24 protein-coding genes are annotated in these 20191 nt (G+C 42.4%); 4 read left to right on the forward strand and 20 right to left on the reverse strand.

Going from position 1 to position 20191, the window contains the following annotated elements:
* Positions 1–58 precede the first annotated feature (58 nt).
* The 17 genes from C4B60_RS07995 to C4B60_RS08080 all read right to left on the reverse strand — a co-directional run bounded on the left by C4B60_RS07995 (position 59) and on the right by C4B60_RS08080 (position 13040).
* Positions 59–1048: a Gfo/Idh/MocA family protein gene (locus C4B60_RS07995; RefSeq protein ID WP_104057479.1), complete on the reverse strand. Its 990-nt coding sequence runs from the start codon at positions 1046–1048 to the stop codon at positions 59–61.
* A 25-nt stretch (positions 1049–1073) separates the two neighbouring features.
* A complete protein-coding gene (locus C4B60_RS08000; RefSeq protein ID WP_104057892.1) occupies positions 1074–1556 on the reverse strand; it encodes a GNAT family N-acetyltransferase in 483 nt (160 codons plus the stop codon).
* 45 nt (positions 1557–1601) lie between these two features.
* Positions 1602–2237, reverse strand: a complete 636-nt coding sequence (locus C4B60_RS08005; RefSeq protein WP_104057480.1) for a pyridoxamine 5'-phosphate oxidase family protein — start codon at positions 2235–2237, stop codon at positions 1602–1604.
* A 6-nt stretch (positions 2238–2243) separates the two neighbouring features.
* Complete coding sequence (locus C4B60_RS08010; protein ID WP_104057481.1) at positions 2244–2969, reverse strand: MOSC domain-containing protein; 726 nt, start codon at positions 2967–2969, stop codon at positions 2244–2246.
* A gap of 19 nt (positions 2970–2988) precedes the next feature.
* The gene (locus C4B60_RS08015) at positions 2989–3672 is read right to left on the reverse strand and encodes a VOC family protein (protein ID WP_245153910.1); all 684 of its coding nucleotides are present in this window, start codon (positions 3670–3672) and stop codon (positions 2989–2991) included.
* A 190-nt stretch (positions 3673–3862) separates the two neighbouring features.
* Complete coding sequence (locus C4B60_RS08020) at positions 3863–4450, reverse strand: YdhK family protein (RefSeq protein ID WP_104057482.1); 588 nt, start codon at positions 4448–4450, stop codon at positions 3863–3865.
* 131 nt (positions 4451–4581) lie between these two features.
* On the reverse strand, positions 4582–4746 hold the full coding sequence (locus C4B60_RS08025; protein WP_425331157.1) for a four-helix bundle copper-binding protein: 165 nt from the start codon (positions 4744–4746) through the stop codon (positions 4582–4584).
* Between the two features lie 187 nt (positions 4747–4933).
* Positions 4934–5365: a hypothetical protein gene (locus C4B60_RS08030; protein ID WP_135122102.1), complete on the reverse strand. Its 432-nt coding sequence runs from the start codon at positions 5363–5365 to the stop codon at positions 4934–4936.
* Positions 5366–5514: 149 nt separating this feature from the next.
* On the reverse strand, positions 5515–6462 hold the full coding sequence (locus C4B60_RS08035; RefSeq protein ID WP_104057484.1) for an acetamidase/formamidase family protein: 948 nt from the start codon (positions 6460–6462) through the stop codon (positions 5515–5517).
* A 419-nt stretch (positions 6463–6881) separates the two neighbouring features.
* Complete coding sequence (locus C4B60_RS08045; RefSeq protein WP_104057486.1) at positions 6882–7034, reverse strand: YpzG family protein; 153 nt, start codon at positions 7032–7034, stop codon at positions 6882–6884.
* A 78-nt stretch (positions 7035–7112) separates the two neighbouring features.
* Positions 7113–7736, reverse strand: coding sequence for a histidine phosphatase family protein (locus tag C4B60_RS08050; protein WP_104057487.1), 624 nt, complete (start codon positions 7734–7736; stop codon positions 7113–7115).
* Between the two features lie 65 nt (positions 7737–7801).
* Positions 7802–8248, reverse strand: a complete 447-nt coding sequence (locus C4B60_RS08055; protein WP_104057488.1) for a DUF4385 domain-containing protein — start codon at positions 8246–8248, stop codon at positions 7802–7804.
* A gap of 155 nt (positions 8249–8403) precedes the next feature.
* Positions 8404–9471, reverse strand: a complete 1068-nt coding sequence (locus C4B60_RS08060; RefSeq protein ID WP_104057489.1) for an ABC transporter substrate-binding protein — start codon at positions 9469–9471, stop codon at positions 8404–8406.
* A 14-nt stretch (positions 9472–9485) separates the two neighbouring features.
* Positions 9486–10265 (reverse strand): ABC transporter ATP-binding protein, encoded by a 780-nt coding sequence (locus C4B60_RS08065; protein WP_104057490.1) that lies wholly within the window; start codon positions 10263–10265, stop codon positions 9486–9488.
* Positions 10266–10269: 4 nt separating this feature from the next.
* Positions 10270–11076: an ABC transporter permease gene (locus C4B60_RS08070; RefSeq protein ID WP_104057491.1), complete on the reverse strand. Its 807-nt coding sequence runs from the start codon at positions 11074–11076 to the stop codon at positions 10270–10272.
* 358 nt (positions 11077–11434) lie between these two features.
* On the reverse strand, positions 11435–11995 hold the full coding sequence (locus tag C4B60_RS08075) for a superoxide dismutase family protein (protein ID WP_104057492.1): 561 nt from the start codon (positions 11993–11995) through the stop codon (positions 11435–11437).
* 124 nt (positions 11996–12119) lie between these two features.
* Positions 12120–13040 (reverse strand): proline dehydrogenase family protein, encoded by a 921-nt coding sequence (locus C4B60_RS08080; RefSeq protein ID WP_245153911.1) that lies wholly within the window; start codon positions 13038–13040, stop codon positions 12120–12122.
* A 186-nt stretch (positions 13041–13226) separates the two neighbouring features.
* Here C4B60_RS08080 and C4B60_RS08085 point away from each other — a divergent pair, with 186 nt between their 5' ends.
* Positions 13227–13661, forward strand: coding sequence for a peptidylprolyl isomerase (locus C4B60_RS08085; RefSeq protein WP_104057493.1), 435 nt, complete (start codon positions 13227–13229; stop codon positions 13659–13661).
* Positions 13662–13716: 55 nt separating this feature from the next.
* Here the strand turns inward: C4B60_RS08085 and C4B60_RS08090 are convergent, their stop codons facing one another.
* Positions 13717–13986, reverse strand: coding sequence for a hypothetical protein (locus C4B60_RS08090; RefSeq protein ID WP_104057494.1), 270 nt, complete (start codon positions 13984–13986; stop codon positions 13717–13719).
* Between the two features lie 248 nt (positions 13987–14234).
* Between C4B60_RS08090 and C4B60_RS08095 the strand changes: the two genes are divergently transcribed.
* Together C4B60_RS08095 and C4B60_RS08100 are read left to right on the forward strand one after the other, a co-directional pair.
* Positions 14235–14876, forward strand: a complete 642-nt coding sequence (locus tag C4B60_RS08095) for an NUDIX hydrolase (protein WP_167578606.1) — start codon at positions 14235–14237, stop codon at positions 14874–14876.
* Between the two features lie 75 nt (positions 14877–14951).
* The gene (locus C4B60_RS08100; RefSeq protein ID WP_104057496.1) at positions 14952–15434 is read left to right on the forward strand and encodes an immunoglobulin-like domain-containing protein; all 483 of its coding nucleotides are present in this window, start codon (positions 14952–14954) and stop codon (positions 15432–15434) included.
* Between the two features lie 334 nt (positions 15435–15768).
* Here the strand turns inward: C4B60_RS08100 and C4B60_RS08105 are convergent, their stop codons facing one another.
* A complete protein-coding gene (locus tag C4B60_RS08105) occupies positions 15769–16782 on the reverse strand; it encodes a S66 family peptidase (protein ID WP_104057497.1) in 1014 nt (337 codons plus the stop codon).
* Between the two features lie 403 nt (positions 16783–17185).
* Between C4B60_RS08105 and C4B60_RS08110 the strand changes: the two genes are divergently transcribed.
* Complete coding sequence (locus C4B60_RS08110) at positions 17186–18451, forward strand: S8 family peptidase (protein WP_104057498.1); 1266 nt, start codon at positions 17186–17188, stop codon at positions 18449–18451.
* Positions 18452–18635: 184 nt separating this feature from the next.
* Here the strand turns inward: C4B60_RS08110 and C4B60_RS08115 are convergent, their stop codons facing one another.
* A complete protein-coding gene (locus C4B60_RS08115) occupies positions 18636–20015 on the reverse strand; it encodes a Glu/Leu/Phe/Val family dehydrogenase (RefSeq protein ID WP_104057499.1) in 1380 nt (459 codons plus the stop codon).
* Positions 20016–20191: the final 176 nt, after the last annotated feature.

A 20191-nucleotide genomic window follows, 5' to 3' on the forward strand; every position in this document is an offset into this window, starting at 1 on the left:
CCACAACTATTACATTTATCGTAACAGGAATGGCTTTTACCTACACTATTTTTTTACACTAAATTTCTATTCTTTTTCCTTCCCGGTCGGACTGAATGGCCCATTCATTAAAACGTGTCAGCTCCAGCATATCTTCTCTTTTAATGGCAGGTTCTTTCCCACGCAATATATGGTCCATCCATTGCTGCATGGCGCTTGGCAGGTTTTCAGGCAGCTCCGGTGAAACGACCCACTCACCATTATTCAGGTGACTCGTCTTGAAGCGGACCTGATTTCCGTCGACCAGATAGATCCCTTCTGTGCCGTGAAGCTCAAGAGTAAATGAACCGCTTGATACAAAGCCAGCCTCGATAATTCCAAGTGCCCCTGATTGGTAGTCCACAAGCACCGCTGCATGATCATCCACTTCATAGTCAAAAAAGTGACTTAACCGGGCTGACATGCTCTTAATTGGACCTGCGAGCCGGTTCGTTAAATAAATCGGGTGGGCGCCGAGATCGATAAGAGCCCCACCGCCTGTCCCGTCCTTCTTCAAAAAATGCTCTGGCAGCCAGCCATGCGGAGAATCGGCTGTTGGGATAGCTCCGTTGTGGGCTACACGGCATCTGATTAGCGTCAGCTTTCCTAAAAGCCCTTTATCAAGCATATCCTGCGCGAGAAGGTAATAGCCCTCTCTCAATCTTGGGAGTGAAAGCATTAAGGAAACATTATTCTGCTCTGCTGCTGTAAAAATCTCTTCACAGTCTTCTCCCGTTAATCCAAGCACCTTTTCTGTGAAAATATGTTTTCCATAGGAAGCAGCTTTTGTGATGATCTCTTTATGATCTGCAGTAGGCGTATCCACAATTACTGCATGAATGGTTTCATCTGAAAGCAAAACATCAAGGTTATGCTCGAAGCGGACACCAAGCTCCCCTGCCCACTTTTCACCACGTTCTTTCTCTTCATCCCATACAGCAGAAATCGTTATTTCAGGATTTTCTCCAGCTTCTTTCGCGTAATCCTCCGCATGAACATGCCATCTGCTTAATAGAGCCACATTAATCATTTCCAGCCTCCTAATTTTTATTTTTTTAAAATTTATCTTTTACAGGGAATGTGCATTTCATTGTAATGGATGTACCTGATAGACCCACTTCGGTAAAGCCGTATTTTTTATACAGCATAACGGCATGGACATTCTCAGGATCTACACTTAGTGACAGTGCAGAGTAGCCTTGCTCCTGAGCAAGCCTTATTGCTTCCTTCATAAGAAGAGAGCCAAGTCCTTTTCCACGCGCCTCTTTGGTAACTGCCATGCCAATTTCAGGCGTTGCCTCATTCACAAAACCATACCCTGGCTCCTCACTTGAAAATAATCTGTACCAAATCGCTCCAAGAAGAATATTATTCCGGTCAACCGCGACAAGCGCTTCGTCGCCTGGCCTTCCCCAGTGCTGACTGTACTTTTTCAATCCTTCACTTGCCAGCAGCTCATTTAGCGGAGGCTTATTTTCAGGAATATGAATCGACTCATAAAGCATCTCCAGTAAAAAAGGGATTTCATCTTTATCCATAATTCTTACATGAAACAAATACAGCCGCCTCTTTCCATTTTTAAGTTAATAAAGCTTTTTTTGATAGCTTTCCTCCAGCCGAGCTTCTATTTCTTCAAGCGTTACGTCAGGTAGCTTAGCATGTTCGACTAAAATCTTTGCCGCTTTCGGAAGCGTATCAGGAGCAGGCCATGTATCTTTTTTCCATAGCCCTGAGCGTTTGAATGCTTTGGCACAATGGATATAACATTCCTCTGCTTCAACAGCAATCGCAGCAAGAGGCGTTTTTCCCTGTACAGCCAATTGCTTCAAAAGATCATCATCCTGGATAATTTGAGCACTTCCGTTAACTCTGAGCGTTTCCCCAAGTCCAGGGATCATAAAAAGAAGGCCAACACGGGGATTGGCCAGAATATTGCGGAGAGAATCCATCCGCTTATTTCCCGGACGTTCAGGAATGATAAGATACTTATCGTTCAGCACCTTGACAAAGCCAGGCTGATCGCCGCGCGGGGAAGCATCACAAAGACCATCCTCATTTGCTGTTGAGATCACAAGAAACGGGGACTTGGCTATAAAGTCCTTACAATGCTGATCAAGGTAATTGATGACCTTTCGATTAACAAGCTGACTCGGCTCCCCCATAAGGTTTTCAAGCTCAGCGTTTGTTTTTATCCTTTTTTCAAACAAGTTTAGTGACATCCTTTCTTATCCTTTTATACTTATTTCGTCACCAACCTTGATTTTCCCTGTTTTTACGACTGAAGCATACATGCCAAATTGCATGTTTCTTTCCTTTGCTATGGTTTTCAAAAGTGCCGGGGTGATGCTTGCGTTGTCGGGATTCACATTAATAATCATGCATCTTTGACAGGCCTGTGAAATCTTTAGCTCCACCGTGTCTCCAATTAAAATGGATTTATCGATCCATGTTTCTTCACAGAAAGGCTCTTTATTGATTAAATCAATGACCAAATTAGGACGAAATCTTCTCCCGTCCGCTTCCTCACCCCACAGCGTTGAAAGACTGCTGAGTGATGCGTCCGTTATCAAGAGAATCGGCGCTTCTTCAATCGCTCCGAGCGGCACATGCTGAGGGGGGTAACGAATCCATTCAAGCGGACGTTTTGATAGCATCTCAAGCTCATTTTTTAATTGGGGATCTCCCCATTTCATTTCTTTTCTATCAGGTGTTGAAATATGGACAGGCGGAAAACCCTCAAGCTTTTCTTCCCCCTGAAACTTAGCCCGGTACATCACCATTTGCGGACATTGGGTGATGGTTAAAAACTTATTTGTTCTTGATTTGTCTAAAAACGCATGGCTTCTGTCCCCATAAAGCCCATAATCCATAACCTGAGATGCGTTCACATTCTCTCCCTGAAATGATTTAACAGGATACCGGGTAAGCTCCTTTACGTGACCGACTAACATAAGCACCTTCCTCTTTTCTCTAAATAGGCTGCCTGACCTCAGTGACGGTGACCGTGCCCGTATCATCAACCTCAATTCTTTTATCGTTATTTACCTCAATTACCGTTCTATGGATTTCTGCTTTCCGGTCTGAGAAATACCAGGTGCGTTTTGGAGGTCCTAAAAGAATAAACGCTTCTCCCTCCCCTACGAAATTAAGCTCCTGAGGGTGAATCATTTTTTTCTCAGAAAGTACTCCTTCCTCTCTGAGCGCTTCTGCCGCTTTACTCACATCTGGGGTCGTGACATTAATTTCACTAACGTTCAGCAGCTGGTTTATGGAGAAGGCACCAATATGCTTCGTGCTATTTGAATACCTTCCAATTATTTCAATGATATTTCCCGCCGGATCCTCAAAATAAAAGGAATCAGCATCAAAGGCTCTGAAGTACACCTCATCCTCACCGTTTTCTTTATTCAACTCAACCTTTGAGGCAATCCATTTCTTTGCCTCCTTAAAATGACCAGCATTAATATTAAAAGCAAAATGGTAAAAAGGTTTTCTTTCTCCGGAAGCTTTAGAAAATATTAGCTCACTGCTTCCCGCAGATACAGAAAAAGTGGTTTCGGATTGCTCATTTAATGAAAATCCCAGCTCTTCAAGATAAAACGCTTTCATTTCCTCGAATTTTCCAGTTTCAAGCCGTACCTTCGTGATCTTCACGACGCTTTCCTCCTTATTCTTTATCCGTGCATGAGGTGATGACAATTGTGGATATGGAAGCTGAGGTGTAACGAAGATGTTTTAAAAGCAAATACATTATTTTACTACCCTGCTATCAAACAACTTATGTAGAAAAAAGCTAAATTAGTAAAAAACGGCACAAAACAGGTTATGCTTTGTGCCGGCTTCCTTATTCAGAGGTAAGCTCTTCTTCCGTTACCCACTTATGATTTTCAACTTCCTCCTCTGTATCAGTCGTCACAAAGGTAACCATATAAACCGTTGTTTCTTCTGAAGATACGATTTCTGCCGACGCCCCTTCCATGCCGGACATATGGTCAGCATTTAATGTAACTTCAGCTCCCGCTTCCAGAGGCTCACTTCCCGGATTCTCAAGCTCTTCATGAATGACCCATTTATGGTTTTCTACAGGCTCTCCTCCATCAGTTGGGGTATAGGTTACCGCATACACCACAGTGTCATATGCACCCGTGATTTCCGCTTCTTCTCCGTTCATTCCAGGCATGTGATCTGCATTGATGACAGCTGTACTGCCGACTTCAAACTGTGGGTTTTGAGCTTCTGCTAATCCTTCTGGAACCTCTCCGGAGCTTGAATGCATACTGTGGTCCATGCCCTTCCCGTGGCCTTCATGCTCTTCGTTTTGCTCTACCTGTACATCATCATTATCAGTTGTATCATTTTGATCTGTGCACCCTGCAGCACTCATTAAGAGAAAGGCTGAAAAGGCGCCAGTTATAAATCTCCTCTTAAACATCCTGCTCCTCCTATCTATCCACCTGGTCATTATAAGTGTTTGTGTTGATTGTTCTCATACAAAAACTGCACTTTTAAATAGGATCTCACCGTTCCATTCAGGTGCAGTCATTGTAGAGAACTATCATACAATCAGGCAATATTCTTACAGGCTGAGACAAAAGGAGAGTTCCTTGCTATAGCCTGCTCGGGAAATGCACAAATATCTACGCACTCCCGATCCAACCGAATACACTCTCTTACCATTTCTACATTTTCTTCCCGCAGACAAGCATCAAAGCAATGGTTGCCCGCCATTTACACACTCATGCAACGACTGTATTAATCCCTGATTCTGTTCATGTGCCATACTGCCAACCTCCTGATTCAGAATTTCCTTCACTTCTGCCCCTTCCCTTATGGCATAGAGGTAAACCAGGAGACTGCAAACTGCACCATACGTGCACAGAACCTCTACAAAGGCAGGTTGTTTCGCTAGATTACTTTACTTTGCTGAAAGCTGCTCTTCCGGACTACTGCTTTTATGCTCAAAGGTTTGAGCAAACAGGTTAAGCTCCTCCAGGATTTGCTGAGTAAAATAGTCTGCTTCAATTTTTGTTTCAAAGCCTAGCGGTTTCTTCCCTGATAGAATTGTTTTTAATGGAACCTCATGCTGGTAACGGTATTGGTCCTCTATGCTTGCGTCAAAAAGACGAAGCTCATAATCATACTCTTCCCTCTTAAATACAAGCTTCTTAATGGACGAAAAAAGGGAGAGTTTTTTCTCATACCCTATATGTATATGTTGAGCTGCTGCTGTATTTTCGAGATTTTTAAAGCTGATTGCCGGCCCCTGATAATCAAATCTCACTTGATAAGGGAGTTTTTTACCGGAAATTTTTTTGACCTTAGCTGAAAAATAATTCAATTCATTCATTCCTTTTTGTCATGATATTTTTCCCGTCATTTATTAATGTCGGTTAGAAGCTGAGTTTTTTTACCTTTTTGGTTAAAAAACGGAGTAATACTCATACGAAAACACGCAAAAAGAGCTGCGCTGAAGCTCTCTTTACGTATCATCGATTTTTATTTAATTACTTCAATGGAGCCATGTGGCAGTACAGCATGGACCCCTTTCACACCATTAACAATCTGCGTAATTCTAAGATCCACTGCCACACTTGCTAATGACACTGCTTCTGCTTTTTCCAACCCGTACTTTTGCTGGATAATGTCCAAAATGCCGTCAAGTGCAGCGATGGTCGCTTTATTTAAATCATCGTCAAAGCCAAATGCAATCCATCCGGCAGGGGTGTTTGCCTGCGGCATGTTTAGTGTTATTCCTTCATGAAGGATAAAAGTCAAATCTACTTTATCCATTGGACATTCAATTGCTGTACCTGAAACCTCCCCGTCTCCCTGGGCTGCGTGTCCGTCACCGACAGAAAACAGACCACCTTCTACTGCGACAGGCAAATAAATGCTGCTGCCTTTCACCAGTTCCTTACAGTCAATATTTCCTCCGCAATAACGGGGCGGAATAGTTGAATGAACCCCTTCTTCAGATGGAGCTGTCGCCATAATCCCCATAAAAGGGGAAAGCGGCACTGAAAAAGTCTGGTCTCCTATTTTTGCCTGTCCCTTCATGGATTCAGTATCAATTTCCCAATCAACCTTAAGCGGCGTCACCTCTGTAAGTCCCAGCCTGACATTATGCCATCTATGTGAACCTCCAGTGACATTCCAGCCATACCAGCTTGGAACAAGATCATTAATTTTGACTTCCAATGTCATCCCCGGCTTCGCACCTTCAATGGCGATCGGACCAATTAGCGGGTGTCCTCTTCCTTCTTCTTTTTCTCTTGATTGAAACTTAATTTTATTGCCGTCCTTAAAGGTGTATCCCCACTCCAGACCGATTGTATTTAGACTGATGGAATCCCCGGATTGAATGGTTAAAATCGGTTCATAATCTCTGCTGAAGGTGCCGTGCAATAAACCATTTTTGGCTTGGAGCACATGTGCGTTTGCCATTACAATCTCTCCTTTTTAATAAATACTGACTCCTGCCATTGGCGTAAGTTGAATGATTTACCAAATATGTACCCCGGTTTGGAAAGTATTAGTCCTTTTTCAAAAAAAAGAGGTTGAAGACAAATGAAGAAATTATTGAACTTGCACCATACCGGAAATGGACTCTCTTTATGCTTCATCCGGCTTATCATCAAGTGAAAATGAAAAGGGGTATCGTTCCAACTCCTCGTTTTTACCTGACCGGATAACAGTTTTTCAACATATTCGTAAACAGCCTGATTTGATTTATCAATGAATGCTTCATTCAGCTGTTTATCCATAGTAGTTTACCCTCTTAATTAATAACTGCTTCTAGTTTGCAAAAATTATTTCTTTTTAGAAATAGAAAAAGACCCGATTGCTCGGATCTTTTCGCATCCTTATCGACGGCCGGATCTTGGCACTCTGCGCAGGATAATATTATGCTGCGACATTTCTGTGTGTCCATTTACCTGTGAAGATGCATGCTTTGGTCTTGTCCAGTTATGGTGAAATGCTTGAGATTGCGGATCCAATTGATCTTTCGTACTCATCGAATCACCCCGTCATTAGGATAAAAGCAGATACTCCCAAAGGAAGATCCTTTTTATGATGTGTAAAAAAGAGGAGGATTATGAGTTGATTTGCTTTTCAAGTGCATCCGTTGTGAAAGCACCTTTTTCACTGTAGTCAGATAGGTGGGCTGTCTTGTTTACATCACCTATTTTAAATTGATCCTCTTCAAAATAAATCGTTGTAATTCCTCCATTTACAAGCTCTCTTCTTCTCTCTTTTTCCTCATTGGAAAGCATGGAAAGGATGGCATTAATTACACCTCCATGGGCCACCACGAGAACTTCCTTGCCCGTGAACTGTTGATGGATGGTGTCAATTCCATCTTTTATCCTTTTTTGCAGGCTTTCCGTTGATTCCTGGTTCGGATAGTTCTTATCAGGATATTTTGTAAAACGCGCTTCCTTATTAAGGCCCTCTGCGTCCCCAAAATGCTTCTCCATAAATTGACTCATTTCAAGCAGTTCTAGTTTAAGCTCCCGGTTTATAATTTGAGCAGTATGCTTCGCACGCTTAAGCGGGCTTGAAATAAGCTGGTGCCAATCGTCTTTTTTGAGAACGTTAGCACAATCCTGCGCCTGCTTTACTCCCTGGTTATTTAACGGGATATCCGTTTGTCCCTGTATTTTGCCCAGTGCATTCCACTCGGTTTCTCCGTGTCTGACAAATGTAATCCGTGTCATCGCATTCGCTCCTCTTCTAGTGCAAAACCTGTTTCGTGTAAGCATTATCGCATTGAATGTACCGTTTAGCCATACTTTTTCTGATGCTTCTTTTTCGCCGCTAAATATTCCTCATCTTCCCGGACCTCTATCCATTTTTTTTCGAAGATCGATGCGGATTCTGCTTTTTCATCATCAATTTGACGATCATTAACTTCCCCTTCACCGTCATATTTTTTACCGCCTTTATAGTTGGCATACCTTCTTGATCGTGTGTATCCCATTTGAATGAATTTTCTTGCCATGTCCATTCCAACAAAATCATCGTCCTTTTTATACTGCTGAAAAAGCTCATAAATTTTTTCTGAAGACTCTTTGGCTATATCGGGCGTTTTGAATCTCCAGTGAGGCAGAATCTCGCTTTTATAAGGCTCGACCAGCAACACACCCTGTTCGCCCCTGCCAACCCGGTAGAGCTCCGGCTTTTCGCGGAAATCAATTTCATTAAAATCAAGGTCATAATTAAAAGGCATTTCGGGTCACTCCTTTTTGCAAAACTATACCCTTTCAAGGCAGGGGTTAAGACAAATTTCAAAAAGCCGCCATAATTAATTGGGAACAAAAAACATACTAAGATTAGTGGGCACCATCATCGACGGATGATGGTGCCCACTAATCTTAGTATTTTTTATTTGTATTCCCCTATAATCTCAACTGCTTTTTCTGTTATTTCTGTACTGACAGCTTTATCAAAATCGATTTCTCCACGGATCGCTCCATTTTTCTTGTAGGTTTCGTATTGAGAGTGGATGTCCTCAATGAACATTTTACCGTCAGGATCCAGCCCTGTGACAAAAACATCCTCCCAGACAAGCGGGTCCTTTAAAGCTGTATACTTTGTCATGATCTCGATAATTTCATCTTTTCCTTTATCCTTTTTAAAGGCATCATTATAATCACGAACACCCTTTAAATAGGCAGCCATAAATCGAAGTGAGACATCCTGTTCTTTCTCCATGAAACTAGGAGAGCCGAGTACCATTGCGATTTGCGCTTCAGGTGCAAAATCAGTCGCATCCCCAAGACGGACATGGATGCCGTTTGTGATCCCTGTTGTAATCAGAGGCTCGATTTGAAGCGCCGCATCAACAGAACCATTTTGAATTGCAGCGAGCATGTTCCCAAAGTCAGACATTAATACAAATTCCACGTCATCCTTTGCAAGCCCTGCATGTTCAAGCATTTGAAAATAGATGTATTCATCCAGTGCATTTGTCGATGAAACAGCCACTTTTTTCCCTTTCAAATCCGCGTACTCTTTAATTTCATGTTGTTTATCTGCTCCTACAACGAACGAAAAATAAGATTTTCCTTTTTCGTTATGTCCTTTATCGGCAATAATCTTTACATCGATTCCCTGTGCGATCGCATTGAAGAAGGAAGCTGAGGAAATCCCGCCTGCGATATCCACTTCACCCGAAGCAAGAGCAGGCAGCATATCATCACTGTTAGCAAACGAGGCAAACTCCACCTCAATATTGTAGTCAGCAAAATAACCCTTCTCATTTGCAATATAAAACCCTGCCCCTGAAGCCGCTCCATCTTCCGCAATGACAACCTTCGTTTTTTTACTTAGAGGCGCCAGGTCGCCAGAAGGGTTATCCTTACTAACACTGTCGTTCACCTTAACCTCTTCTTTGTCTCCGCAGCCAAATAACAAAAGAGCCACACCGAGCATTCCGATCCATTTCTTCATCCTTCTTTCCCCCTTTACGATCTTGATCCCTGCACTTCCACCTGCAAATGACGCCATATATCAAGAAATTTAGAAGCCATTTCCGGGTTCGATCGAATATCCTCAAGCCTTCTTGGCCTTGGCACATTTATTTTAATTTCATTGAGTATTTTGCCGGGCTGGGCACTCATCAGCAGGACCCTGTCACTTAAATACAAGGCCTCATCAATACTGTGGGTAATAAACAGCACTGTTTTTTTCGTTTCTGACCAGATGTTTAAAAGCTCTTCCTGCAAAATGTATTTATTTTGTTCATCTAATGCGCCAAAGGGTTCATCCATCAACAAAATTTCCGGATCATTTGCAAAGGCCCTTGCGATGCTAACACGCTGCTTCATCCCACCAGAAAGCTCTTTTGGATACATTTTTGCGAATTTAGAGAGCCCTGTTTTTGTTAAATAATAGTCGGTGCGCTCTTTCACTAGTGACTTTGGCAAGCGACGCATGTTTAATCCAAAAGCTACATTTTCTTCAACCGTCAGCCATGGAAGCACTCCCTTTTCCTGAAAGACCATGGATTGCTCCGGACGATTCTCATTGCTCTTCTGAATAATAAATTCACCTGAGCTCTGCATTTCAAGCCCCGCTAAAATTCGCAGTAAGGTTGTTTTCCCGCAGCCGCTTGGACCGACTAAACAAACAAATTCCCCTTCTTTAATATCCAGGGAAATTTGCTCGATTGCGGTTACGCTGTTTTGTTTTTTGTAAAATACCTTTGTTAATTCGCGAATAGATATTTTAGGCTGGTCACTCATTCTGTCACCTCCAGGGCAATAGTTTTTTCTGCAGTCCCCTTAAAATCAGCGAAAAAATATAACCGAAAAATGAGATTAAAATAAGCCCAACAAACATTTCCTTTAATAAAAAAGCACTGTAGGAGGTCCAGATTAAATAGCCGATTCCCGAGCGTGCACCCATCATTTCGGCAGCTACGATCGTAAGAAGCGCAATTGCCTGCCCCATCTGAATGCCCTCCATCATAACCGGAAGCGCACCTGGCAGCGCAATTTTGAAAAAGAAGTTCTTTTTATCTGCACCATAATTTTTCGCTACGTCGAGATGAATGCTTTCAATAGAAATGACACCCGCTACGGTATTTATGACAACCGGAAAAAATACACTTCCAGCGATGGTGACTATTTTTGAGGTTTCACCAATGCCAAAAATTATTAAGATAATCGGCAGCAGGGCAAGGGTTGGAATGGGCATTAAGGTCATGATAATAGGGGAAATAAAGTGCCGGACGGGAGCATACAAACCCATGAATAAGCCGATGATGACCGCAGGGATGACACCGAGCAGGAAGCCCGACAGGATACGAAATAAAGAAATACTTATATGAGAAATGAGCTCTCCGCTTATAAGAAGCCCAATAAAAGTGGAAATAATGGCGGTTGGCGGAGGGAAAAAGCGTGCATCGATGAGACCGCTTTGTGATAAAAGCTCCCAGATGAGTAAAAGGAATAGCGGGGAGAAGATGGTCAACCACGTTTTCGCTCTGTTTTTGCGTTGTTTTTTACGCCATTCCAGTTTTTCTGTTTCGACTGGATTGTGTTTTTCTTTCATTGTCACCACCCCTTCTTGAAATAATATGAAGAGGTGGCGGGATGTGTGATTAAAGCCTTTTAATAAGGCGTGTTGATTTCCACTGCAGGGGCATGCTTTCCGCTGCAATCAACTCCGGGTAATTTTTTTCCACTGAAAACCTCATACAAATAAGGCTGGACAGATTAGACGAGGGATTGGATAAATTAATCATTTCAGAAGTTATTTTTACTGCAGCCGAGGCTTAATTATGACGGTTATGAGAAATTCTTTGGACTATCAGTTAAATTTTTTCTTCGAGGAAGTGCTTTCAAGGTGCTGAAGCTATGCTGCGTAAAAAAGCCCTCATTTATTTAAATGAGGGCTTTTAATTTCTTGCTTATGATTTGATCTCTCCGCAAATGATTCGTTTTCCGCTGTTTCCTGCGGGATCTGTCTTGTAGTCATCGGGTCCTTCATGGATGACGAGTGTACTTCCATCCGGGTCAAGGAGTGAGTTTTCAGCGCCGTTTTTTAAGGTGACTGCTTCAACGGTTAATTCCAGATCCACGGTTCCATCCCGGTCAACGACAAGGTTTGGCAGGTCTCCTGCGTGGAAGCCTTTTGGATTTTCAAAGCCATGCTGCTTTTTATGGGGGTTAAAATGCCCTCCTGCTGAAGTGAATTCAGGCGGTTCACATGAGGCTTTTTCATGAAAATGAACTGCTTTTTCCCCAGGCTCAAGCCCTTTTACCTTTAATGCAACTTTAACGCCTTCAGCTGTTTCGTTTAATAAGGCCGTTCCTGCCTGCTTTCCTTCTACGTTAATCATTTTCACTTCAATCGCAGGAGCAGGCGCCTCTGTTACTGGTACTGCCTTGTCATCTGCGATCATGCTGCCAATTCCATTGCACCCGGCAAGGAATAGTGCTGCGGTTAAAAAAAATCCTGCTTTTTTCATTAGGTGGTTCCTCCTTAACGAGATCTTCTTTAGCAGGATTTCCATCAGCTACTTGTTTATTCATAAATTAAAAAAGAAGATGAAAAAAAGCGCACCTTTTCAGGTCCGCTTCTCCAATTCTTCCTTATCTTCTGACCATCGACATGAGCGTAAAACCAACATTGGCCGGCCGTTCAGCAAGTCTTTTCATAAAATACGTATACCAGTCAGGACCGTATGGGACGTAGATGACGACATTGTAGCCTTCTTCTACCAGCTCCTTTTGCTTTTCATCCCGCATCCCCTGCAGCATTTGAAACTCGAATTGCTCATTCGGAATTTTATGTTCAGCTACCAGTTGCTTTACAAAATCAATCATGTCATTGTCATGGGTTGCAACCTGCGTGTAATTCCCTTTTAATAAATTGTTTTTAACCAGCGTTTTATAATTTTCATCGACATCCGACTTATCATCCATATCAACATCCCGGGACTCTTTATAAGCCCCCTTGACAAAGCGGATGGTTGGGGAAAGCTTGTCCAGCTTTTCTACATCGGTTTCTGTACGATATAGATTTGCCTGAAGGGCAATTCCGACGTTGTCATATTCTTTTCTGAGCTTTGAGAATATATCGACTATATTGCCGCAATTTCTGTATTCCTCCATATTGATTGTGACAAAAACGTCATGATCCTTGGCTTCGTCTAAAATATTTCTCATATTGTGAATGGCAATGTCTTCACTAAGCTCAAGGCCCACAGAGGAAAGCTTTAATGAAATTTGCCCTTTAAGCTGATGTTCGTGAATCGCGTGGATTGCATTATAGCAAAGCTTAACGGTTTCCTTAGCATCACCGGTTCCTTCAATCTCTTCACCAAGGCAATCAACCGTTACTCCCATGCCCATCTGGTTAAATACCTTCACCTGGTCCACCATTCCCTCAACGGTTTGTCCGCCTACAAAATGGGACCCGCCAAGTGTAAGACCCGTTTTTCTTGCTACCTTTTTTAAAGGTTTATTATGAGCAAGGAACGTAAAAAAGCTGCGCATTGTTTCTTCAACCATATAAATCCTCCTTTAAGACTCGCGTTCGATTTACTCTTTCTTTTCCCTTTGCCTATGATTAAGAAACTTCAGAATGTTATTTTCACCATAAGAACTGTGCTCTTTCATGCTGATTTATTTCCATCTTGATAAAAACGTGGTAAGATGAAACTCGAAAACAATCCCTTAAAAGGAGATGGCTTACATATGGCTAAAACAGGTACAATTGAATTAACTGATGGCAATACACTTGCATTTGAATTATATCCGGAGGATGCTCCAGGTACTGTAGAAAACTTTGAGAAATTAGCAAACGAGGGCTTTTACGACGGGCTAAATTTTCACCGTGTAATTCCTGGTTTCGTCAGCCAGGGCGGATGTCCAAATAAAAACGGCACCGGCGGCCCGGGTTACACAATTAAGTGTGAAACGGAAGGAAATCCTCACAAACACCAAGCAGGATCTCTATCAATGGCACACGCTGGAAAAGATACAGGCGGAAGCCAGTTCTTCATCGTTCATGAGCCTCAGCCACACTTAAATGGAGTGCATACGGTTTTTGGTAAAGTAACAGAAGGCTTAGAGCATGCCCTTTCAATGGAGCAGGGTGCAGGAATCAACTCTATTCGCGTTTCTGAATAATCATCTTTGAAAAGAGTACTTCGGTGCTCTTTTTTTTGCGCAAAAAAAAAGAGAGTCAGGATCTCTCTTCTCTTGGTACAGGCAAGTATTTTGTACAATAGGCGCCTACTACCAGCAGCGCGCAAATAAGTCCCACACTTGTGATTCCACCTCTATCTGTTACTGCTGTTAAAAATGCGAGGAGGGAAATGCCCAAAAAACATAGGGGAGTTAAGTAGCTGCGAAATCCCTTGTTTCCTTTAAGCTTTTTCCTTTTCTCAACAATGATCAACATCGCTGCCAGCAACCCTGCACTATATAAAGCAGTCAATAAAAGTAAATTCATTTAAACTCTCCTTTCCTACTCTTTATTATCTGTAAACCAATAGACAAGGATCATAAAGCATATCATGACCGATCCTGCTACGATATAAAACCAATCGGGAACTAAATTTCCTCCAAACACAAAGCCACCCCCGCCTTCTTGCTCTTACATTAAGTGTAAACGAGTTACCGCTTAAATTCAAAAATAGATAGGAAGTCGTATTACGTTTGTTAAAATGGCAGTATACGATTTTCTTGGAGGTTATCCCATTGGCAGAAGAAATTCTTACGGTTTTTGATGAAGATCACAAAAAAATAGGTACAGCAACCAGAACAAAAATACATAAAACAGGTGAGTGGCACGAAACCTTTCATTGCTGGCTTGTAAGCCGACCAAATGGAAAGCTGGTTATCCATTTCCAAATGAGAAGTCCTCACAAAAAGGATTATCCGGCTATGCTTGATATCACCGCTGCCGGGCATCTGCTTGAAAATGAAACGGTCGAGGATGGCGTGAGGGAGCTTGAAGAAGAAATCGGTCTATCTCTTTCCTTCGATGAACTTCACCCCCTCGGAATTATTAAAGAAACTCTGCATCATGAAAAGCTGATTGATGCTGAAATCTGTCATGTATTCGCCTTTGAAGTGCAGGCTGATTGTCAGTTCCGTTTACAAAAATCAGAAGTGACCGGGATGTACCAATTGGAGCTAGATTCGTTTAAAGCGCTTCTCCAGGACGAGTCTGCTCAAATTATTGCAAAAGGATTTGAAGAAGATGCTGAGGGAGCACGGTATAATGTGGACAAAACTGTGAGTAAATTAGATTTCGTCCCTCATGAAGCAGCTTATTTTGCTGAAGTGATAAAAAGGATTGAAGAAGCTTATCCACAATTAATGAAGCTAAAGGGATAATTTCTTAAATTTCTTCCGCTATTCTGAACCTATTTTGGTAGTAATACGTCTGCTTCTATAAAGGGGGAGATTCAAATGAAGAAATTCCTCGGACTTTGCATTGCAGCGCTTTTAACCCTTTTGTCCGCATGCGGAATCTTCAGTGATGATGACGCGGCTGGAGAAAATGAGCGGGAGCCTTCACCTTATGAAACAGTTAACAACTTTGATGGTGTGACGATGAACGTAAAGGAAGGAACAGTTTCCTCTACAGGGTTAACTATCGTATTTGAAAATAGCTCCGATAAGCAGGGCACTTATGGTGAACATTTTTCTTTAGAAGAGACAATAGAGGGCAGCTGGTATAAAGTCCCTGATATAGTGGATGGAGACTATGCCTTCACTGACATAGGCTTTGGATTTGGTCCTTCTGCCAAAAGCGAGTGGACAGTAGAATGGGAATGGCTCTACGGAGGTCTCGAAGCCGGTGAATATCGTATAGTGAAAGATGTACTCGACTTTAGAGAAGCAGGAGACTATGATACGTATTATTTAGCAGCCGAATTTATAATCAAGTAAAATAGCGGGTTCCCGGTGATCCGGCAACCCGCAAGCATCCTTCAAGAACGTAAAGAACGAACCACAAAGAGGATCAAGCCTACTGTTTTCAAAACATTTATCCTCACGACAGCATTTTTAAATTAAAATTCACTATTGTCTTCAATCAGTTTTAAATAGTTATACACATGTGGATAACGTTCCAATACAGCCACCCCTGTCCACATAACTGCACCGATAATTGGAAAAATCCAAATGGTTTCTTTTCCTGATCAGCCATCATGCTTTTCACTCCAAGATATTTTATCTATTTTACATTATCTTTTCATAAAAAAGCTTCAAACTGAGATCTTCCTCATTTAAACCACTGCTCTACTCTGCCTTTTCCCCCGCGGACAGAAACCTCTGCAAGAGCCCCGTTTATGAAGGTTAACTGAGGCGGAACATGACCGCAATCAATGTCGTACACAACCGGAACATCCAGTTCTTCTGCCAGGGCCTTATATACATCTTCCACCGTATAATCCTCCACTGGCTGATTAGCGCTGCTTCTCCCGAACATGATACCGGCGCAGTCGTCAAACCACCCTGCAAGCCTCATCTGAACGAGGGTTCTTCTTAAATCCGTTGTTTTCATATCACAGTTTTCAAAATACCAAACAACCGGCTCCCCAACCATGAAATGTTCTCTGAATGCTTTCACATCGCCATACGGGGTTCCAATCAAATGCCTGATCACATCGATACAGCCGCCAAGAAGCCTGCCGTTGAACTGTTCTTCTTTCCCGGAAACGGTTTTCCATTCAGTCGGTTCAGTTAAATTAAATACACAGTCAGTCGGGTTCTCGAAGTCCCATTCCTTCTGGTATTTTTCAGAAGAGTATTGAACAACCGATCCCCCTTCCTCTGTCGAAAGGACATCTATCCACTTTGCTGTTGTATCGTCCATTGATTTTCCGCGAAGGTCCACAAAATTTGTTCCATGAGCTGTAGCAAGACCCGTTTTAAGCGTCATAGCCAATAAAAGCACACTTGAATCCGAGTATCCAAGGATCCATTTTTTATCCAGTTTTTTAAAGGAAGCAAACTCGATCATTTCAATGAGCAGCTCTCCTCCCCATGGCGGGACGATATGCTGTACAGTTTGTTCCTTCATATAGTGATTAAATTCCAGAGCCCGTTTGGTGGCAGGAGCGGAAGAAGCTTTTTTCTGGCTCCATACTGTTTCTCCAAATTCAACCTTATACCCTCTCTCCTCCATGCGGGTTGCAGATTCTTTTAAAAGATGATGAAGCTCTTTTTCTACTCCGGATGAGGGAGCTGTTACAGCAATCGTATCTCCTTTAACCAGCTTTGGAAAATAAATCAAATAAAGACCCCCTTGAGTTTTTTTATGTTAAGCTTCTATTCTCTTAAATCAGTTTAATTTTCCCATAAAATTCACAAAAACACACGGAAATCTCGAACTAAAAGTTGAATTTTTGGTTTTTTTGAGGAAAAAAAGAAAAATATATACGTCTTTTTTTGTTGTAAATCCACTAATTATCTGAAATTTCCCAACCTGCAAGGATTTTTTAAAGGTTATCGTTTGTTATCATCTTTCTCTGTCCCGCCTTAGTTTCCTTGAAGAATAAAAACGTTTCACTGCTCTGTAACACTATTAAAACCCCCTTTTCCCGTCTATCTATCTAAGTTTTTTCCCAATAAACAAGATGTATTTTCTCTGCTAGGATAAAGACAGGAAGATAAATGACTTTAAAGGAGTGAACTATTTGAAAAGATCGAAGAAGCTTTTACTAAGTTTTTTGCTGACTGCAAGTCTTGCAATTCCGGTTATACCCGCCAATGCAGAAGACACCTCTGCAAACGACGGAGAAAAGTTCAGGGTCTATGTGGAGGCGGTTAATTCCTCTGCAAAAACCACAATGAAAAAGCAGCATAAAGTTCGCTGGGAGCTAACCACTAATGGCTACTCAACAGAAATGAACCAAAAGCAATTTGAAGCACTGCAGAAAAACAAAAACTTTACTGTCTCCAAGGTAAAGAAGGTTACGGTCGATACAGCCGTTCGTGCATCACAAAGTGAAGTACAGGCAGCTGAATATCCTACCCAACAAACACCATGGGGCATTAAAGCCATCTACAATAACCCCAACCAAACGACAACCTCCGGCGGCCAGGGAATTAATATCGCTGTCCTTGATACCGGCGTGAACATTAATCATTACGATCTCGTTAACAGAAGTGAACAGTGTAAAGACTTTACACGGTCCAATACCCCCCTTGTTAATGGTTCATGTAATGACGCAAATGGACACGGAACACATGTAGCAGGTTCTGCACTAGCAGATGGCGGAAGTGACCGCCAAGGAATTTACGGTGTTGCCCCGAGTGCTGACCTTTGGGCTTATAAAGTACTCGGAGACAACGGTTCAGGCTATTCCGATGACATCGCTGGCGCAATCAGACATGCAGCAGACCAGGCTGTAAGTACCGGCACCAAGACAGTCATTAATATGTCACTCGGTTCAGCAGGTAACGACAGCCTTATTTCGAGTGCTGTATCCTACGCTTATCAAAGAGGCGTTCTAGTCGTTGCAGCAGCCGGGAATTCCGGACCCAACCAGGGAACGATCGGCTACCCTGGAGCCTTAACCAGCGCAATCGCTGTTGCTGCTCTTGAAAACCGCCAGGAAAATGGCACATATCGGGTAGCAGATTTCTCATCCCGCGGGTATGCCGCTACAGCGGGTGATTATGTAATCCAGCAAGGCGATGTAGAAATTTCTTCTCCTGGAGCTGCTATTTATTCTACGTGGAATAATGGCGGTTACAATACCATCAGCGGAACTTCAATGGCCTCACCGCATGTAGCAGGACTTGCTGCAAAGGTATGGGCAGAAAACCCTGGATGGACAAACGCTCAGCTTCGCACGAATCTGCAAAACCGTGCAAGAGCGGTTGATATCAGAGGCGGCTACGGTGCTGCAACTGGTGATGATTATGCATCAGGATTCGGATTTGCACGAGTAAATTAATTAAAATTTGAACAGGAGCAGGGCACTGCAGTATGGGATGACCAGCATTACATACAAACAGCAGTTTATTACCTGTATTTTAGAAATATGCAAGGACACTGTACTACTTTTTCAGAAATTCCCCCACCCCCATATAAAGACGGCCAGCCTTTACAAGCATTGCTTAAAGGCTGGCCGTTTCGTTTTAATAAAGCTTCCCCTGCTTGTAAAGAACAGTGGATAGCTTCATCACTGAATGAATATAACAATTTTGGCGAAGCGGATGAGGATCACTGAAATACTGAGGCAAAATAAGATCCAGTGTACGCTTCATTTTCAGATAAAGCATCTCAATGACTTCTTCTTCACTGTAAAACTGCGTTTCACGTCCCTGCAGCCATTCAAAATAAGAAACAATTACCCCTCCTGCATTTGCAAGAATATCAGGAATAATAATAATACCTTTTTTGTTTAAATATTCGTCAGCCTCCCCTGTCACCGGAGCATTTGCTCCCTCGACAATAACAGAGGCTTTAATTTTCTCCATATTTCCCTTATTGATTTGATCCTCTAACGCTGCAAGGATCAATACATCCACATCAAGTGTAACCAATTCATCCCGTTTCAGGATCTTTGCGGATACCCCGCTTTCTAAAAGCTGATCCTCTGTGTAAGGAAGATCTCCCTGATGTAGTGAAGCAAAGCTTACAAGTGAAGGGATATCAAGCCCTTCCTCATTATAAAGTGTGACATTGCGGTCGCTTACAGCTACAACCTTATTTTTTAGGGATGGGCACTGGTAAGCCTCCAGCGCACTGACTGAACCAACATTTCCAAAGCCTTGAACGGCAACCCTCATGCCTTGTCTGTCAGTCTTTAATGCTGTTAGGGCAAAGGGATTTTGGGAAGTGGAAAGAGATTCCTTATGCTGGCTTACAAAATCATGCAGCATATAGCGAAAGGTGAAATAGACCCCTTTCCCTGTTGCTTCTCTTCTTCCTAAAGACCCGCCATTTAAAACACTTTTACCTGTAAAACTTCCCCGATACGGCTCCCCTGGTTTAATTGATTTATATTCAGCCATCATCCAGTCCATTTCTCTTTCGCCTGAACCAACATCCGGAGCAGGAATATCTTTCTCAGGTCCGATCACATCGGCAAAATACTGGACATATTTTTTTGAGATATTATTTAACTCCTTCATGGAGTGTTCTCTGGGATTCAACACAATCCCGCCTTTACCTCCCCCAAAAGGCACATCATGCAAAGCATTTTTCAGCGTCATTAAAAAGGCAAGATTAACAACCTCATCTTCATTAACGGATTCATGAAAGCGCACCCCGCCCTTATAAGGACCAAACGCATCATTATGATGCACCCTGAATGCAGGAATTCTAACCACTCTTCCGTCTTCCAAAGGTATTCTTAAAAAGGCTTTATGTATTTTATTTGGCGTCGATAAAATCGCTCCCAGAGAAGTAAAAGCCTTCTCTCTTGCTTCCCCCTGCAGATCCGGCAAAAATAACGAGTTATGTGATAACGCATTCAAAGACTCCTGAACGATCCCTTTCGTTTGCTCATGCATAAACCCATCCCCCTTCTTTCAAACTATTCCGATTTTTTAATTGTAACAAAGATAAAGAATAAATGAAATTAATGAAGCAACAGATGAAAAGCATGCCCTTGCAGTGGAAGGGGCTGACTCCTGCGGGATGAAGCGGGAAGGCTGAGATCCACTTGCGAAGCAAGTTAGCTCAGCTC

The organism is Jeotgalibacillus proteolyticus, from assembly GCF_002926065.1.
Classification (GTDB): Bacteria; Bacillota; Bacilli; order Bacillales; family Jeotgalibacillaceae; genus Jeotgalibacillus; species Jeotgalibacillus proteolyticus.

Coding starts and splice junctions, on each gene's coding strand:
- C4B60_RS07995 (WP_104057479.1), bottom strand. CDS start 1,048: ATGATTAATGTGGCTCTATTAAGCAGATGGCATGTTCATGCGGAGGAT.
- C4B60_RS08000 (WP_104057892.1), bottom strand. CDS start 1,556: ATGGATAAAGATGAAATCCCTTTTTTACTGGAGATGCTTTATGAGTCG.
- C4B60_RS08005 (WP_104057480.1), bottom strand. CDS start 2,237: ATGTCACTAAACTTGTTTGAAAAAAGGATAAAAACAAACGCTGAGCTT.
- C4B60_RS08010 (WP_104057481.1), bottom strand. CDS start 2,969: ATGTTAGTCGGTCACGTAAAGGAGCTTACCCGGTATCCTGTTAAATCA.
- C4B60_RS08020 (WP_104057482.1), bottom strand. CDS start 4,450: ATGTTTAAGAGGAGATTTATAACTGGCGCCTTTTCAGCCTTTCTCTTA.
- C4B60_RS08025 (WP_425331157.1), bottom strand. CDS start 4,746: ATGGCGGGCAACCATTGCTTTGATGCTTGTCTGCGGGAAGAAAATGTA.
- C4B60_RS08030 (WP_135122102.1), bottom strand. CDS start 5,365: ATGAATGAATTGAATTATTTTTCAGCTAAGGTCAAAAAAATTTCCGGT.
- C4B60_RS08035 (WP_104057484.1), bottom strand. CDS start 6,462: ATGGCAAACGCACATGTGCTCCAAGCCAAAAATGGTTTATTGCACGGC.
- C4B60_RS08045 (WP_104057486.1), bottom strand. CDS start 7,034: ATGAGTACGAAAGATCAATTGGATCCGCAATCTCAAGCATTTCACCAT.
- C4B60_RS08050 (WP_104057487.1), bottom strand. CDS start 7,736: ATGACACGGATTACATTTGTCAGACACGGAGAAACCGAGTGGAATGCA.
- C4B60_RS08055 (WP_104057488.1), bottom strand. CDS start 8,248: ATGCCTTTTAATTATGACCTTGATTTTAATGAAATTGATTTCCGCGAA.
- C4B60_RS08060 (WP_104057489.1), bottom strand. CDS start 9,471: ATGAAGAAATGGATCGGAATGCTCGGTGTGGCTCTTTTGTTATTTGGC.
- C4B60_RS08065 (WP_104057490.1), bottom strand. CDS start 10,265: ATGAGTGACCAGCCTAAAATATCTATTCGCGAATTAACAAAGGTATTT.
- C4B60_RS08070 (WP_104057491.1), bottom strand. CDS start 11,076: ATGAAAGAAAAACACAATCCAGTCGAAACAGAAAAACTGGAATGGCGT.
- C4B60_RS08075 (WP_104057492.1), bottom strand. CDS start 11,995: ATGAAAAAAGCAGGATTTTTTTTAACCGCAGCACTATTCCTTGCCGGG.
- C4B60_RS08080 (WP_245153911.1), bottom strand. CDS start 13,040: ATGGTTGAAGAAACAATGCGCAGCTTTTTTACGTTCCTTGCTCATAAT.
- C4B60_RS08085 (WP_104057493.1), top strand. CDS start 13,227: ATGGCTAAAACAGGTACAATTGAATTAACTGATGGCAATACACTTGCA.
- C4B60_RS08090 (WP_104057494.1), bottom strand. CDS start 13,986: ATGAATTTACTTTTATTGACTGCTTTATATAGTGCAGGGTTGCTGGCA.
- C4B60_RS08100 (WP_104057496.1), top strand. CDS start 14,952: ATGAAGAAATTCCTCGGACTTTGCATTGCAGCGCTTTTAACCCTTTTG.
- C4B60_RS08115 (WP_104057499.1), bottom strand. CDS start 20,015: ATGCATGAGCAAACGAAAGGGATCGTTCAGGAGTCTTTGAATGCGTTA.